Origin of the sequence: Vibrio marisflavi CECT 7928 (assembly GCF_921294215.1) — a bacterium.
Classification (GTDB): domain Bacteria; phylum Pseudomonadota; class Gammaproteobacteria; order Enterobacterales; family Vibrionaceae; genus Vibrio; species Vibrio marisflavi.
The window spans coordinates 808249-823733 of the sequence record NZ_CAKLDM010000002.1; the positions used below are offsets into that span (position 1 = coordinate 808249).

Annotated in this window: 16 protein-coding genes and 1 tRNA gene; 13 read left to right on the plus strand and 4 right to left on the minus strand. The window is 42.4% G+C overall.

Going from position 1 to position 15485, the window contains the following annotated elements; translation table 11 throughout:
- Positions 1-24 precede the first annotated feature (24 nt).
- The 9 genes from L7A31_RS10475 to L7A31_RS10515 all read left to right on the plus strand — a co-directional run bounded on the left by L7A31_RS10475 (position 25) and on the right by L7A31_RS10515 (position 7725).
- On the plus strand, positions 25-444 hold the full coding sequence (locus L7A31_RS10475) for a YbgC/FadM family acyl-CoA thioesterase (RefSeq protein WP_237361461.1): 420 nt from the start codon (positions 25-27) through the stop codon (positions 442-444).
- Positions 434-1117 carry a protein TolQ gene (gene tolQ / locus L7A31_RS10480; RefSeq protein ID WP_237361462.1) on the plus strand — a complete coding sequence of 228 codons (684 nt, stop codon included), beginning with the start codon at positions 434-436 and terminating at the stop codon, positions 1115-1117. The genes L7A31_RS10475 and tolQ overlap by 11 nt, the downstream gene beginning before the upstream one ends.
- Positions 1118-1120: 3 nt before the next feature.
- The gene (gene tolR, locus L7A31_RS10485; RefSeq protein ID WP_237361463.1) at positions 1121-1573 is read left to right on the plus strand and encodes a protein TolR; all 453 of its coding nucleotides are present in this window, start codon (positions 1121-1123) and stop codon (positions 1571-1573) included.
- 13 nt (positions 1574-1586) lie between these two features.
- The gene (gene tolA, locus L7A31_RS10490) at positions 1587-2597 is read left to right on the plus strand and encodes a cell envelope integrity protein TolA (protein ID WP_237361464.1); all 1011 of its coding nucleotides are present in this window, start codon (positions 1587-1589) and stop codon (positions 2595-2597) included.
- Between the two features lie 6 nt (positions 2598-2603).
- On the plus strand, positions 2604-3962 hold the full coding sequence (gene tolB / locus L7A31_RS10495; RefSeq protein ID WP_435532888.1) for a Tol-Pal system beta propeller repeat protein TolB: 1359 nt from the start codon (positions 2604-2606) through the stop codon (positions 3960-3962).
- Between the two features lie 31 nt (positions 3963-3993).
- Complete coding sequence (pal, locus tag L7A31_RS10500; RefSeq protein WP_237361466.1) at positions 3994-4557, plus strand: peptidoglycan-associated lipoprotein Pal; 564 nt, start codon at positions 3994-3996, stop codon at positions 4555-4557.
- 19 nt (positions 4558-4576) lie between these two features.
- Positions 4577-5365, plus strand: coding sequence for a tol-pal system protein YbgF (ybgF, locus tag L7A31_RS10505; RefSeq protein ID WP_237361467.1), 789 nt, complete (start codon positions 4577-4579; stop codon positions 5363-5365).
- Positions 5366-5535: 170 nt separating this feature from the next.
- Positions 5536-6579, plus strand: coding sequence for a quinolinate synthase NadA (gene nadA, locus L7A31_RS10510; RefSeq protein WP_237361468.1), 1044 nt, complete (start codon positions 5536-5538; stop codon positions 6577-6579).
- Between the two features lie 102 nt (positions 6580-6681).
- A complete protein-coding gene (locus L7A31_RS10515; protein ID WP_237361469.1) occupies positions 6682-7725 on the plus strand; it encodes a potassium channel family protein in 1044 nt (347 codons plus the stop codon).
- Between the two features lie 48 nt (positions 7726-7773).
- Here the strand turns inward: L7A31_RS10515 and L7A31_RS10520 are convergent, their stop codons facing one another.
- Complete coding sequence (locus L7A31_RS10520) at positions 7774-8340, minus strand: UPF0149 family protein (protein ID WP_237361470.1); 567 nt, start codon at positions 8338-8340, stop codon at positions 7774-7776.
- Positions 8341-8465: 125 nt separating this feature from the next.
- Between L7A31_RS10520 and L7A31_RS10525 the strand changes: the two genes are divergently transcribed.
- On the plus strand, positions 8466-10889 hold the full coding sequence (locus L7A31_RS10525) for a hybrid sensor histidine kinase/response regulator (protein WP_237361471.1): 2424 nt from the start codon (positions 8466-8468) through the stop codon (positions 10887-10889).
- Positions 10890-11030: 141 nt separating this feature from the next.
- Positions 11031-11118 (plus strand) — tRNA-Ser (locus L7A31_RS10530).
- 614 nt (positions 11119-11732) lie between these two features.
- Here the strand turns inward: L7A31_RS10530 and L7A31_RS10535 are convergent.
- From L7A31_RS10535 to L7A31_RS10545, 3 genes are all read right to left on the minus strand, one after another.
- Positions 11733-13028 carry an MFS transporter gene (locus tag L7A31_RS10535; protein ID WP_237361472.1) on the minus strand — a complete coding sequence of 432 codons (1296 nt, stop codon included), beginning with the start codon at positions 13026-13028 and terminating at the stop codon, positions 11733-11735.
- 526 nt (positions 13029-13554) lie between these two features.
- Positions 13555-13878, minus strand: coding sequence for a hypothetical protein (locus L7A31_RS10540; RefSeq protein WP_237361473.1), 324 nt, complete (start codon positions 13876-13878; stop codon positions 13555-13557).
- Between the two features lie 166 nt (positions 13879-14044).
- Complete coding sequence (locus tag L7A31_RS10545; RefSeq protein ID WP_237361474.1) at positions 14045-14791, minus strand: endonuclease; 747 nt, start codon at positions 14789-14791, stop codon at positions 14045-14047.
- Between the two features lie 227 nt (positions 14792-15018).
- Here L7A31_RS10545 and L7A31_RS10550 point away from each other — a divergent pair, with 227 nt between their 5' ends.
- A complete protein-coding gene (locus tag L7A31_RS10550) occupies positions 15019-15228 on the plus strand; it encodes an SHOCT domain-containing protein (protein ID WP_237361475.1) in 210 nt (69 codons plus the stop codon).
- Positions 15229-15236: 8 nt separating this feature from the next.
- Positions 15237-15485: a hypothetical protein gene (locus L7A31_RS10555; protein WP_237361476.1), complete on the plus strand. Its 249-nt coding sequence runs from the start codon at positions 15237-15239 to the stop codon at positions 15483-15485.

Here is a 15485-nt window from a genome sequence, read left to right on the forward strand (position 1 = left end):
AGTCGAGAAACAATAGGAAAGGTTTTGTTGAGTAATAAATCTGTTTTTGAATGGCCTATTACTGTCTATTTAGATGAGACTGACGCTGGAGGTATCGTACACAACTCCAACTACTTGAAGTATTTTGAACGAGCGAGGACAGAGATGTTACGTTCAAAAGGGATTCTACAACGAGACTTGATGAGTCAAAATATCGCGCTGGTGATATCTCGTATGGAACTTGATTACATCCAAGCTATTAGCCTAGATGAGCAGCTCACCGTCCTCACTAGTATCGCTGAGTTGAAAAGAGCTACAATGACATTCTGTCAGGAGATCGTAAATGATGGACAAGTGACATTGTGTAAGGTAATGGTTAAGGTAGCATGTATCAACACAGAAACAATGAAGCCTAAAGCTTTTCCTCGTACACTACATCAGGAGATTTCTAGCAGTGACATCTGATATTTCTATTCTCGACCTATTTTTGCAGGCCAGCTTTTTAGTTAAAGTCGTGATGTTAATTTTGCTGGGAATGTCTATTGCCTCATGGGCTATGATCTTTAAGCGCAGCCAAGCGTTGACTCAAGCAACCAAAGATACAAATACATTCGAAGACAAATTTTGGTCCGGTACAGACCTATCGCAACTTTACCAAGAAGTTAAGAAGAGAAAAGATTCGTTAAGCGGCACCGAGGAGATATTCTATTCAGGTTTTACTGAGTTTGCTCGCTTGCGTAAATCTAATGCAGCGTCGCCTGACTTCATTATGGAAGGCACAGGGCGAGCAATGCGCGTTGCAGTTGCAAGAGAGGTTGAAGAGCTTGAAACAAACTTGCCCTTTCTAGCGACGGTGGGCTCTATCAGTCCGTATATTGGCCTATTTGGCACAGTATGGGGAATTATGCATGCCTTTATCGCCTTAGGTGCGGTGAAACAGGCGACATTGGCAATGGTTGCTCCTGGTATCGCGGAGGCCTTAGTTGCTACCGCGATGGGTCTATTTGCAGCTATTCCAGCGGTTATGTTCTTCAACCGTTTAAGCAATAGAGTAGGGAAACTCGAGCATAATTTCGCTACGTTTTCTGAAGAGTTCCACAGTATTTTGCACCGTCAAGCAATGGCAGGCAGGGCTTAATTTATGGCGGGTTACCAACCTAAAAAGCGTAAATTGACAGCCGAGATTAACGTTGTGCCATATATTGACGTTATGCTCGTGTTGCTTATTATTTTCATGGTGACATCTCCATTTGTCACCCAAGGTGTTGATGTCAACCTACCAAAAACGTCAACCGCGAAACCAGCGTCTGAGCTTGCTGGCAACAGCGATAGTGACTTTATCATTGTACAAATCGATAAAAGTGGCGAGCTAGGTTTGAGTATAAATAACGAGCCAGTAGAACAAGGTATGACACTGCAAAATTTGATTGTTAGAGTCAAAGCCGAGTTGTCACTGAAGCCAAATTCTCCTGTCGCAGTTGGTGGTGATGCAGCTACACCTTATGCCAACGTTGTCTCCGTGCTTGATCAACTACGCCAAGCAGGCATACCTAAAGTTGGGTTGTTAACGGATATTAAGGACAATACTAAATAAGTTCTGATTGTTCATGAAAACAAAGAAAAAAAATAACAAAGAATATCTGAAACCCACCCTCATTTCGGTGGTCTTACACCTGTTGCTCGTAGTCATTTTGCTATGGGGAACGGATTTTCATATGTCTGAGCCCAAACCTGCTGGACAAATGGTTCAAGCGGTTGTGATTGATCCGGCTTTGGTTCAAAAACAGGCTCAGCAAATTAAGCGTCAACGTGAAGCAGCAGCAAGGAAAGAGCAGGATAGGCTCGACAAGTTGCGCCGAGAGAGTGAGCTGCTAGAGAAGAACCGCAAAGCTGAAGAAGCGAGGATTCGCAACTTAAAAGAGCAGCAAGCAAAAGCGGCTCAAGCTGCGCGAGAAGCTGAAAAGCGACGTGTTGCTCAAGAAAAACAGCAAGCTGAGGCAGCGAAAAAAGCCGCACTTGAAAAGCAAAAACTCGCGAAGTTAGAAGCTGAACGTAAAGCACAAGCCGCTGCGGCAGCCAAGGCTAAAGCAGAGCGAATCGCTCGTGAAAAAGCGGCGAAGGAAAAAGCAGCAAAACAAGCTGCGGAAAAAGCGCGTCGTGAAAGAATAGCGAAAGAGAAAGCTGCTAAGGCCGCGGCTGAGAAAGCAAGACAAGAAAAGCTAGCTAAAGAGAGAGCAGCAAAACTTGCAGCTGAAAAAAATGCAGCGCTGAACAGCATTGCCGCACAAATGCAATCCGAGGCAAAACAGAGCGCTTCAGCTAGAGCAAAGTATGTTGCAAGTGAAGTTGATCGGTATGGTCAGATGTACACCAATTTAATAGAGCAAAATTTGTATACCGATGATAGCTATAAAGGCTTGGTTTGTAAGGTTCACTTAAAGCTTGTGCCTGCGGGATCAAGTGCTTTCGCTACGATTCTTGGTGTTAGTGGTGATAAGACCGTTTGTGGAGCCGCGAGAAGGGCTGTTGCCCAAGTAGGCAGTTTCCCAATTCCACAAAACGAGCCAAATGTTGTAGAGCAACTTCGCGATATAACCCTAAATGTTAAACCTCAGTAAAAGGAAATGAGTGTGTTAAAGCGAGTATTATTCGTATGTTTTCTCTTCGCATTTAGCAGTGTTCAATACGCTAATGCGTCTTTGGAATTGTTCATTACTGGTGGTATCAATTCTGCTAGACCAATCGCAATTATCCCATTCAAATATGAGGGTTATGGCAAGCCGCCACAAGATGTTTCAGCTGTTATAGCATCTGATTTGCAGCGAAGCGGCAAATTTAGTCCAATTGCCGTCAATAAGATGCCACAAACACCTTATAACGTCGCAGATGTAGATTTTAAAGCGTGGTCAAAACTAGGTGTAGACTCACTGTTAACAGGCACAATTACTAAAGCCGCCGATGGTAACTATGTAATTACCTATCAGCTTGTTGACATTGCACGTGGTCAGCTAAGCAATGGCAAGAATCTAGTGTTGGGTAAAGACGGTGAATTAATTTCTACTCAGGATCATATTCTATTTAACAAGAGAGCAACTGTTCCGCCAAACCGTCTTCGCGAATATGCACACCGCATTTCAGATTTGGTGTATCAAAAACTCACAGGTGAGCGAGGCGCATTTCTAACTCGTATTGCATACGTTGTTGTGAATCGTAAAGACGCGTACCCGTATCAACTTAGAGTGGCAGATTATGATGGTTACAACGAAAGGCTCGTTCTTCGCTCGAAGCAGCCAATTATGTCACCAACTTGGTCGCCCGACGGAAAAGAGCTTGCATATGTGAGTTTCCAGAACGGCCATGGCGAAGTGTACATAATGAACATCTACACTGGTAAAACAGAGCTTGTTTCTTCTTTCCCTCGCCACAATGGTGCGCCTGCATTCTCGCCAGATGGTTCTAAGCTAGCGGTCGCACTTTCTAAGTCTGGTAAGTTGCAAATCTATATTTTGGACTTGAAAACGCGTAAGTTCACGAAAATTACGCGCGGTAACTCAAATAACACTGAGCCTGCTTGGTATCCAGATGGAAAATCTTTAATCTTCACGTCTGATAGAGGCGGCTTGCCACAAATCTACAAAGTAGATTTGGCGACGGACGCTGTTTCACGAGTAACTTGGCAAGGTACCCAAAACCAAGATGGACAAATCACTCCAGATGGTCGCTATTTGATTATGGTTAACCGCAGCCCAAGCGGGTTTCATATCGCAAAACAAGATCTAGAAACAGGAACTGTCCAAATCTTGACAAAAACTTTCTTGGACCAATCACCAAGCATTGCTCCTAATGGCAGTATGATTATCTACAGTTCTAGTTACCAAGATAGAGACGTTCTCAATTTGGTTTCAACTGATGGGCGTTTTCATGCTAGATTACCGGCCACAAATGGGCGCGTTAAATCGCCTGCTTGGTCGCCGTTTTTATAGCAATTATTATAAATAGTAAGGAAAAAATAAGATGCAACTTAATAAAGTTCTTAAAGGGTTGATGATTGCGTTACCAGTTATGGCAATGTCTGCATGTAGTTCAACGAGTGGTACTACAGGCGACTCAGGTAGCGCTACAGACAATGCGGCGACAACTTCAGCGAGTACTGCAGCAAACCAAAATAACGGTACTGATACAACCGTTGTTTCTCCAATCGACGGTCAACAAGGTCAGCTTTCTGAACAAGAGCTAAAAGAACAATCTCTTCGTGAGAAGAAGACAGTTTACTTTGCATTCGACAACTCAATTGTATCGAACGATTACAAAGATATGCTAGAAGCACACGCAGCGTATCTTGTTAAGCATCCAGATGTTAAAGTAACTATCGAAGGTAATACTGACGACCGTGGTACTCCAGAGTACAACATTGCGCTAGGCGCACGTCGTGCTGAAGCAGTATCTAAATACCTTCAAGCTCTAGGCGTTCCTTCTAGCCAAATCTCAATTGTGAGCTATGGTGAAGAGAAGCCAATCGCTCTTGGGCAAAACCCGAAAGCATGGGCGAAAAACCGTCGTGCAGTAATCGTATATTAATTTTTGAGGAACACCTCATATGTTCAGTAACTTCAAGCGTGTAATGACGCTTACGTTGCTGGCAAGTGCAGCGGGCTCAGTGGCCGCTGCACCGGCTCCAGTATCTACACTCAATTTAGGTAGCACAGCAGCAGGCGCTTCTAGCCAAGCAGCAGCACCAACTTCCACGCAATCTGAAATTCAAAGGTTGCAACGTCAAATCGAAAGTCGAAACCAGTTTAATCTGCAGTTGCAACAGCAAGTTGCAGATATGAGTCAAGAAATCAACCAGTTACGTGGCCAGCTTGAAGTCAATACCCATCAAATGCAGCAGATGGTGACGAGGCAGCGAGAGCTGTTTATCGAGTTGGATAAACTTCGTAGTCAAGTGAATGCTCCGAAGATCGATACCACAACTACGGCTCAGCAAGAAGATCATGATACTGCCGCATTTAGTAACAACGCGACAGAGCAAGAGGCTTACCAAAAAGCTATCGATTTGATCTTAAATAAAAAGGATTATCAAGGTGCAATATTTGCGCTGCAGAATTTCCAAAAGAACTATCCAAAATCGAAGCTAACACCGAATGCTCATTACTGGCTTGGTCAGCTATATTTTGCCAATAGAGACTTTGCTAAATCAGAGGAAAACTTCAAGGCAGTGCTTAACTTTAAGGATTCGCCGAAAAGAGCAGACTCTTTGGTTAAGCTAGGTGATATTGCGAAGCAAGAGAAAGACTCGACAAAAGCTAAAGCTTACTTCGAGCAAGCAATAAAAGAATATCCAAATAGCGCTTCAGCGCAGCTAGCAAAAGAGCGTTTAAAATAGCATTAATAAAGAGAGGGAAAACCCTCTCTTTTGCTTTTCTAATCCACTATGTTCATCACTTTATTGCGCCATAAGTATATTATTTTCTTCATTTTCATAACACTTTTGATCCGAGCAATGTATAGCGTTACAATACTCGGATTATTTCATTGTTGCATAGAACAAATCCAGTGAGCCACATACAAGATAAGATCGAAACGGTTTACCCGTTTCCTCCTAAACCTGCGCCGTTAACCGAAGAGCAAAAACAAACTCATATCGCGAATATTAAGCGTCTGCTAAAAGAGCAAGATGCGGTTTTGATTGCTCACTACTACACCGACCCTGAGATACAAGCTCTTGCAGAAGAAACGGGTGGTTTTGTAGGTGACTCGTTAGAAATGGCCAAATTCGGCAACCGTCACCCAGCAAAAACTTTGCTGATAGCAGGTGTTCGTTTCATGGGCGAATCAGCCAAAATCCTCACTCCTGAGAAGCGTATTTTGATGCCGACGCTTGAAGCAGAATGTTCTCTAGATCTAGGTTGTCCTGCTGATGAGTTTACTACTTTTTGTGATGCACACCCTGATCACACCGTTGTGGTTTATGCTAACACTTCAGCTGCCGTTAAAGCACGCGCAGACTGGGTTGTAACTTCAAGTATTGCACTTGATATCGTCGAACACCTAGACTCGTTAGAGAAGCCAATCATTTGGGGGCCAGATCGCCACCTTGGATCGTACATTGCCAATAAAACAGGGGCAGAAATGCTACTTTGGCATGGTGAATGTGTTGTTCACGATGAGTTTTCAGCAGATGCGCTGCGTAAAATGAAATCAGTCTATCCAGAAGCTGCAATACTGGTTCACCCAGAATCTCCTGCAAGTGTTGTTGAATTAGCTGATGCTGTTGGCTCTACGAGCCAGCTAATCAAAGCTGCGAAAACTTTGCCAAACAAGCAGCTTATTGTCGCAACAGACAAAGGCATTTTTTACAAGATGCAGCAACTTGTCCCAGAGAAAGAGTTAATCGAAGCTCCGACAGCTGGCGCAGGCGCAACATGTCGAAGCTGTGCTCATTGTCCTTGGATGGCAATGAATGGACTATCGGCAATTGAGCAATCGCTAACAGAAGGTGGCGAAAAACATGAAGTCTTTGTTGATGACAATGTAAGAGTTAAATCTCTTATTCCATTAAATCGCATGCTAGATTTCGCTGAGCAGTTACAATCGTAATACGCTTAATCGCGATCCTTCTCACACAATGAAAACCAGCCGGCTTAGGCTGGTTTTTTTGCTTTAGAATGGTATCAAAAGGCACGAATACTTGGACTTGGAATGCCAATCTGGTTACTCATCAAAAAGTGGTTTCACACTAGGCTCTTTAAACTAAGTAGCCGTAACTTACTGTTCCTATGTATTTTATATGCAGCGATAAGTTGGCTATTGCTTAGAGTTGCGGGTGAGCACCAGTTAACGGACAACATTTCTGTGTTCATTTACTACTTGCTCGTGACGGCCTCCACTGTGGGATACGGTGATTACTCACCCCAATCAGAGCTAGGTATGTGGGTGGTTATTTTATTTATTATTCCAGGTGGGTTGAGTTTATTCGCTGCTCTACTAGGAAAAATCGCCAGTGTCGCCGTGGAATATTGGCGGGCTGGGATATTGGGAAAACGGAGAGTGAAATTGGACAACCATATTCTTTTATTGGGGTGGAATGGGCAGCGCACAATGAACCTAATACGGATGCTACAGCATGAAGAAATTGGTAAGCGGCCGATCATTCTTTGTAGTCGCTCAGATATCGAAAACCCATTACCTGGCGAGATAGAGTTCGTTAGAGTCAACAGTTATACCGACGATCTAGAAATGCGAAAAACCAATTACACGAGTGCTAGCTGTATTGTGGTGGATAATCTAGAAGACGATATTACTTTATCTTCAGCGTTGTACTGTGCTAACAAGAATCCAACGGCTCACTTGCTGGCTTATTTCAACGACGAGTCTTTGAGTCAGCTTCTAAGCCAACATTGTCCGAATGTTGAATGTATTCCTGCTGTTGGCGCGGAAATGTTAGCTAAAGCAGCGGTAGACCCCGGTTCAAGCGTGTTACACCAAGAACTATTAGCCTCCACTCAAGGGATGACACAGTATTCGACCGAATTTCCCAAGTTTCTTGACGCTACGTCGGTAAAGCCCATTTTTCACTACATGAAAAACCAGCATCAAGCGACGCTTATCGCTATTGATTGTGGAGATGGAATTAAGTTGAATCCAGATTTGTCCACTGAGGTAAGCTCTGGAGCGAAGCTGTTCTATATTGCAGATGAAAGAATTGAAGATTTTAAGTGGCAACAGATGGGAAATGCAATTTAATACGATAAAAGGTATAGAGTGAAACTATACCTTTTATATGGCATTGCCTTATTTCTCGACTTGTCCAGCCGCGCGAATTGCTAAGCCACAAAGCATCGTAGGAACGCCATTAAAGATTTCGTTGAATTGATCCAAGCCTTCAACACCACTTTCTCTTAGTGTTTCCATTGAGGTTTCTGGATCATATAGCATGCTTAGAGATAAAATGACGCCACCAAGTAAGGCATTGTCTTCGCTGTCTTCTGGCATAATATTTTTCCAGTCGTCCTGGGTCAGCTGCCAGCCCTGCAGGACACCTTCACAAAAATCACGAGCCTTTTCATTAACGATCTCTTCATCATCTAGCTCGCAGCCTGCAGGCCATGTCCAACGATTTTCTAGCAATGCTGGGCGATACTCGTTCCAAAATGCGATCATATGCTCGATGTAAGTTTCGAGTAACTCACCGTCAGAGAAAGGCGCAACTTCATCTCCACCCCATAAAAGTGGTAGCCACTCTTCTGGTGGAAGTACATAAGGGGCTGCAGCAATAGCGGTGATAAAGCCTTGAGTTTTCGCTTCATTTAGTAGTTTGTCTTCTAATTCAGGCAAAGCCAAAAGTTCTTGTAGAGTCAAAATCGCAACCCGTTTCATTGTAATAAGTGGCCGCTATAGTACCAGTCATATTCCTAGATAAAAAGACTTGCGACATTGATATGAACGCTATAGGTTTTATTAAAAGGATAAAAATTCAGGGATTTATGAATATACGCTCCTCATTGAAGCGCAAGAGTATCTTTGCGCTAGTCGGCTATATGCTCTTGGTCATTATTCTTGTTGGATCAATTAGCTATAAGGTAGTTGAACCCCCTGTACGTCATAGTCTAGAGCACGGCTTAGATTTAAGTACTCAGCTAATGTCGGATCAAATACAGTTGCCTCTCAATAGTTCCATAGGGGTTCTCCAAAGTATCGTCAGCGTTGGCAACACTGGCATACCTCAACACGAACAAGAGATTTTACTTCATTCTTTGTTTAGTGTTTTAGATGGTATTGCCGTGAGTGGCGGGCTTTGGCCTGAGCCATACTCTGTAAACCCCAAAGTTGAATATACGAGCTTGTTTTATAACAGAGCGTCTGATGGAGCTATTGATAAAATCAATTCTTGGAACAACCCAGAAACAGGGGGTTACAACAAACAAGACTGGTACCTATCAGCCGCAAATAAACCATTAGGAACAGTGACATGGTCACAGGTTTACATAGATGCGTATACGCAAGTTCAGATGATTACCGCTTCTTCTCCGTATTATGTTAATGGGAAGTTTGCGGGGGTGGCGACCATCGATTTATCTTTAAAAGATTTGATTGAGTTCGTTAATGAACAAGCGGAAGATTTTGGCCTAGGGGTATTACTCAAAGATGGTTATGGCGAAGTTATTACTGAGCACAATTTTAAGCTGGTAAATGGCATATACGTCAGTAAATTAAGTTTTGGCCATTTTAATTGGTCTGTGGATGTCATCAACGCTCAAAAGCTGATTGGTAAGCGAGTGTATGAAATTATTAGCAGTGTTGAGCTTGGAATCATTCCTCTAATGTTGTTGCTGGTTTTGATTGGTTATGTCCTCATCAATCGATATTTGATCAGGCCAATTGCTGTTATCGCTCAAAAAGTTGATGATTCGAAGCAAGGTGGGATCATCGATATGGCGTACAACAGCGAGGATGAAATACGCCATCTTATCGACACCTTTAATCAGAAAACCGTTTTCCTAGAAGCAGAAAAAGTCAAAGCTCAAGCATCCACTCAGGCAAAAAGCTCCTTCTTAGCCACACTTTCCCACGAGATACGTACACCGATGAATGGTGTGCTAGGAACAGCTCAGCTGCTATTGAAAACCGATTTAAGCGAAGAGCAGAGAAAGCATTTAAAAAGTTTGTATGACTCTGGCGACCATATGATGACTCTGCTTAATGAAATATTAGACTTTTCCAAGATAGAGCAAGGCCACCTAGAATTGGATCGCGCCCCATTTCCGTTAGGGTCTATTATGGGCAGCATTAATAGTGTGTATCACACACTGTGCACGGAAAAAGGATTGCTATTTAAAGTGTACTCCGATGTTTCACCGGATCGCTGGTATATGTCTGACAAAGCACGTGTGCGTCAAGTTTTGTTCAACTTGCTCAACAATGCAGTTAAGTTTACTTCCAGAGGTTTTGTGGAGGTCAATTTCAAAGAACAAGTCACGGATGGCACTACATTCCTCTGCATTACCGTTAGAGATACAGGAATTGGCATATCCAAATCAGCTCAGGAAAAGATATTTAGGCCATTTGAACAAGCGGAATCTACGACTACGCGTCGATATGGAGGAACAGGACTAGGCTTGGCGATAGTTAAGCAGATATGCGAGCTGATGAGCGGTAGTATATCGGTTAAAAGTGAGTCAGGAATAGGGACTAGCTTTGAAGTGAAGCTAGGGCTTGAAGTATGTGAGCCCGGCTCTGTGGAAGTGAAGGTTCATCGTAAGTTGAATTATGAAGGTCTTCAAGTTTTGATAGTGGAAGACAACCGCACTAACACCATTATTATTGATGGATTCATGAAGAGTAAGGGCTTCAAGTGCCAAAGTGTTGAGAATGGCGAAGAGGCCATCAAAATCATGTCGACTACCCATTTTGATTTGGTACTGATGGATAATCACATGCCGGTGATGGATGGAGTGGAAGCTACCTCTGCTATTCGTCAGCTTCCGGGAGATAGAAAAAACACGCTGATTTTTGGTTGTACGGCAGATGTATTTAAGGAGACTCGCGAGAGAATGATGAGTGCAGGGGTAGATTGCATCATTGCGAAGCCTATTGATGAAAATGAGTTGGACGATGCGCTGTATCGCTATTCAGAAAAACTTTATCAATTCCACTCAGAACAAGTCGTGACGCCAGATGTAACGGATTTCGAAGAGTTATTGGTGAATCTCTATGTGTCTATTGAAAATAAGCAATATGACAAGTCAGCGGCTTTAGTAGAAAACTTAATCAGCAGTTTTAATGAAGACCCAAGAGATCAGTTTGCAGAAGTGTTGCAGCGTATTTTGGAGTGTTTGAAAAATCACAGCGAACCAGAAAAAGAAGATATTGATCTTATTACGGTGCTTGTAGCGGATAAGTGCCACTAGTACTAATTTTGCTTATTGAGTGAACACTTTTGTTAAAGATTAAACAATTGAGCTTAAAGGTAGAGTTTTTTCGACATTTGTACTTGACCAACCACTGTAGAATCATTAAATTAGCGCCTCGTCAGCACAGAGCTGACATACGGTGAGCTGTCCGAGTGGCTGAAGGAGCACGCCTGGAAAGTGTGTATACGGCAACGTATCGAGAGTTCGAATCTCTCGCTCACCGCCACATTCTATATTAAAGACGTCCTAGGGCGTCTTTTTTATTGCCTCAAGTACTGTCAGTACAACGAATTCGCGTGTTAACACATCCCGTAAAGTTTTATAGCATACTACATTTTAGGTGCTACTTAATGTACCAGCGTTTGTTTCTGATGTACCATGATTGAGTAAGTGGTACATCAGGACGTGCCGCTGTAACTTTTTCTGGTGGTACATTATGGCGAAGAATGTAAAGCCATTAACGAATACTCAGGTTAGGCTTCAGACAAGGAATGCTAACTCGTCAAACTGCTATATATATCAGATAATTAGAGTCTAGCTTGCCTGAAAAGTGTCACGCCTAATGTAACAAGGAAGTGTCACAAAATTATTTTGATACAACCTAGCTGATTGGCTAGGTGTTTAAATTTCAGCTTTGGTTTGGCTTTCTGATAATGCCGTCTCTCATATGGAGCATAGATATTAGCTAGATATGCTTCACTAGGTTCACCATCAGTTGCTGAGACTATAGCAGTTAACTTCAAATCTCGGTTGCCCCTTTAATTTGTATGTACTCTTCGTTAGGGGACGCGTTTGAGCTCTTTCTCTAATGGTGATCTTTAGAACTGGAAGAAGTTTCAATTAAACGCCTTTCTTTATGCTAGTGAGTTTTTGTTTTGCATTCGTATGCTTTTTAGATAAAGTTTCAGGCAGTGTTGCCCACATGATGGCCCCAAAAATAACAGCTGCAATAGACCAAAAAAATACTACTGATATCTCTCCATGAGATGAAGCAGTAATAGCAGGGATGGCGATGGAGGTCGCGAGTCGCCCACCGTTAAAGGATATACCAGCTGCTATTGGGCGATATCTTTCAGGGAACAATTCGGTGTAGAAAACGCCCCAGTAAGAAGTGCTACCGAAGCCAAAACCGACCATAAAAGAGAAAGGGTAGAGAAGGGCTTGGTGATTCGCACCTGCTTTTAGGTATAGGAGTAATGAAATTGCGGCAATGATAAAGCCAACGATACCAACTTTTCGTCCTATCCAGCTGGCCATAATTCCCCAAAAATAGTAGCCGATGAAAAGGCCCACGCCACTGCACATGAAGACTTCCCCTGCGATATTTTGAGAAAGATTTAGTGTGTCAGTCATATAGTGTAAGCTGTTGTTGTTAAAGAGAGAATAGGCTAGAAAGTTGCAAGCAGAGAGGAGAAGAACACTCACGCCTATGCGAGTGTGATTGCGATACATGGATACGTATGATACTTCGCTTTTACCGGTAGTTTCTTTTTGCATTTTTTTAAGCTGGTTCATGTGTTGGAAATCATCGGGGACAAATAAGGCGACTGCAATCATGCCAATGATTGGTCCAACAGCACAAATGGTTAACAAAAGCTTCCAGCCACTACTGCCCATGATACTGTACATATAGCCCGAGACTTGGATGCCTATGGCGAACGAGCTATAAAGAATTGAAGCGAATATGGCACGGCTCTTAGACGGAAATAAGTCGACGACCAGAGCAATAGAAGTTCCAAAGCATCCCCCCAATGCTAAGCCAGCGATAAAACGGGAAGCTAGCCACACTTGTAAGCTACTAGGAGAGATCAACGGCAGTAGAGTGAAGATGCTCATCATCAATGCAATTAACATTAGTGTGCGCTTTTTGCTTGTTTTTGCCGCTATAACACCAAAGATCAATGTACCTGGAATTGTCCCGAGCTCCAACGCACTAAAAATCATACTCACTTGAGTAAATGAAAATCCATAGGTGTTAATAAGGGAGTGCCGTATGTTACCGTCGATCATCCAGTTAAGATCGTAGAAAAAGTACACCATCATAATTGAAATAAAAGCTAATATTCTTCGGCTGAAAGTCCACCCAATACCTATCACGGGTTGAGAAGGTGCGTTAGAGGGGGCATTTTGCGGCATGTTGCTCTCCTTAGTCATCGGCTAGTGCTTCAGTGGACTCAAGGGCATATCGATCTTTTGATATCAATATGCCCTTATTATTACTCAGTTCTTTTCTATTGCATACGTATCCAAAATGAGAGGGCGCAACACTATTGTCAAGGTAATGTGATTGGTATGTTTTTTGAAGTTAATTTAGATCACAAAAAGTTTCGTCACTGTTAAATTTTTTGTGGATTGCAACTCTTTGAGTGAATTTTAAGCGGAATATTAGATTTTGAAATTCTTATTTAAGAGGCCAATGCTTTGCCGTATTGGCAAGTTTGCTTGATTTCGTCGCTCTAGGCAGATGATATCGCGGAATATCCAAGCCATAATAGGTATTGTTTAGCTGCTTTGTGCTAGAGCGGTGCCTGCAATGATCTGGTTTTAATTTTTAATTATCAATTGAATAGGCTAGTTGTTGGCAAGGGCTGAATCGTGTTCGAATCCCTCACTTACCCAAACAAGAAACCCCAGCGAAATGCTGGGGTTTCTTGTTTTTAGATTATATATATTTTTTGCATTCGTAGGTTTCAAATACGAGCTTACCAATATCTCGATTCGGCAAATCTTTCAGTGTATTCAACTTATATGTTTCAATAGCGCCATTTGCGTAGCCAACGCCGTACGCGACGCTCATTGCTGTCTCAACTTCGCCATCTGCAAAATCTAACGCATTATCTAGCTTATCGTCATTGAGTGAGATGCCTGCCATTTCGCCAGCACCAATACAGATACCGACCGATCTATTTTGGAGATCTGCGGCAGTCTCTGCTGTAGCGTTAAAAGATAAAGCCATTATTCCCGCGAGGAGTAGTGATTTTTTCATCAACAAAATCCTTTTTATTAGAGTATTAGAAAAAATAATGGTGCTTGAGATGGAAAGCAAAAACAAATCATTCGATTGCAAAGTGTGCACTAGATAATGCTAGGGCACACTTTGGATATTTTCACCCAATGAATCGAGGCATTTTAACGTTGCGTTACTTGTTATTTTAACTGCATCGTGCAGCTAAAACAGGATCGATATTGCCTTGAATATGTTGGATTATTTTGGCTCGCTGACACTCAGAATGAGTGACAGGATATTGCTTGTCCCAAGCTAACATGAGTTTCTTCTGGCTTGAGCTCATTTTGAAAGTAGGGTAGGTTTCGGCAAAGTAAAGATAGGTACGTGCAATAATGCCTCTTGCTCTGGTAGGAGGTTGAACTTTGTTATTTTTGATTCTCATGTCGCAAGAGCCAAAATCGGAGTGGGCATTGGATAACATAGTGAAGTTGTAATTCTGCCTCAATGCATTAACACTGCCAATAGCTGGGAAGAGGTTGTACAAGTCAGCCTGCATCAATCGGTACTCTTCACTTACTTTCGTGGCGCATTTGCGTCCTTTGTAATGCCTACCACGTTTGTCTACGCATTTAGGGCTCCCTTCTCTCCATGCTGTGAAGTATCGACCGAAGTTCTCTGCAGGTACCACATGTTCAGCCTCCCACTTATTAAGTCGATTTCGATACTTGTTTGCTTGGAAGCCTGAAGGTAACGTGACATGCTTGTGCTTATCAAATTTTGCACCGCAGTAGATAGTGTGCATTTCTTCTGGCTGAACGTAGATGTATTTTTGCATCAGCTTTTTTGCTTTGCTGAATGAGTCGTTAGTCGTGTTACCTTGGTTGCTGAAGGCAAATGCTAAAGCTGGAAGTAGGGAACAGAGCAATAGTGAAATTTTGAGCAGTTTATTCATTATATTTTTGATGCAATTATCAGAAACTCATACTTTAAACATACTTTTAGACTGTTACAACTCCAGTTCATTCCGCTAACAAGCCCATCTTTTCTTCTTGTTTTGAATAACTACTATCTCGTAAAAAACTTCAAATTAACCTGTTGACCTTACCCTTAGGGTAAAGCTTATTGTTTACACATCGGTCGATTGACTGCAGATTAAATCGTTAATTGAAGAGGTAGGTTATGACTTTTTTATACGGACACGAATGGCAGAATTGGCTTATGCCGCTGGCAATGATTTTGTTCTGGGGATTGCTGTTTTATTTTATTTTATCCAAACCACAATCAATCTCAGTAGAACACAAGGAGTCTCCTTTAGAAATTGCTAAACGCTGGCTGGCAAGCGGGGAGATCGACTCTGAAGAATTTGAGCAAATAAAGCAGCAGCTTTAGGGGGCGTTATGAATATACGGAAATTGCTTGATGTGCTGCTAGTATTGAGCTTTCTTACGGCAATCGCGGTAATCTTTAATAGCGCTAGCTTGTTTGCTGGCGTTATCGCAAGCGCATATATACTGCCATTCTTCGTTGTACTTTTGATGGTTTACGCTCTTCTTTATGTAAGCAATAAAGCGCAATATAAATTACAAACTATGCCGGCTCGCAACCTACACACCAAATATACTCGCAAAGGTCAGCCAAAAGGGTAG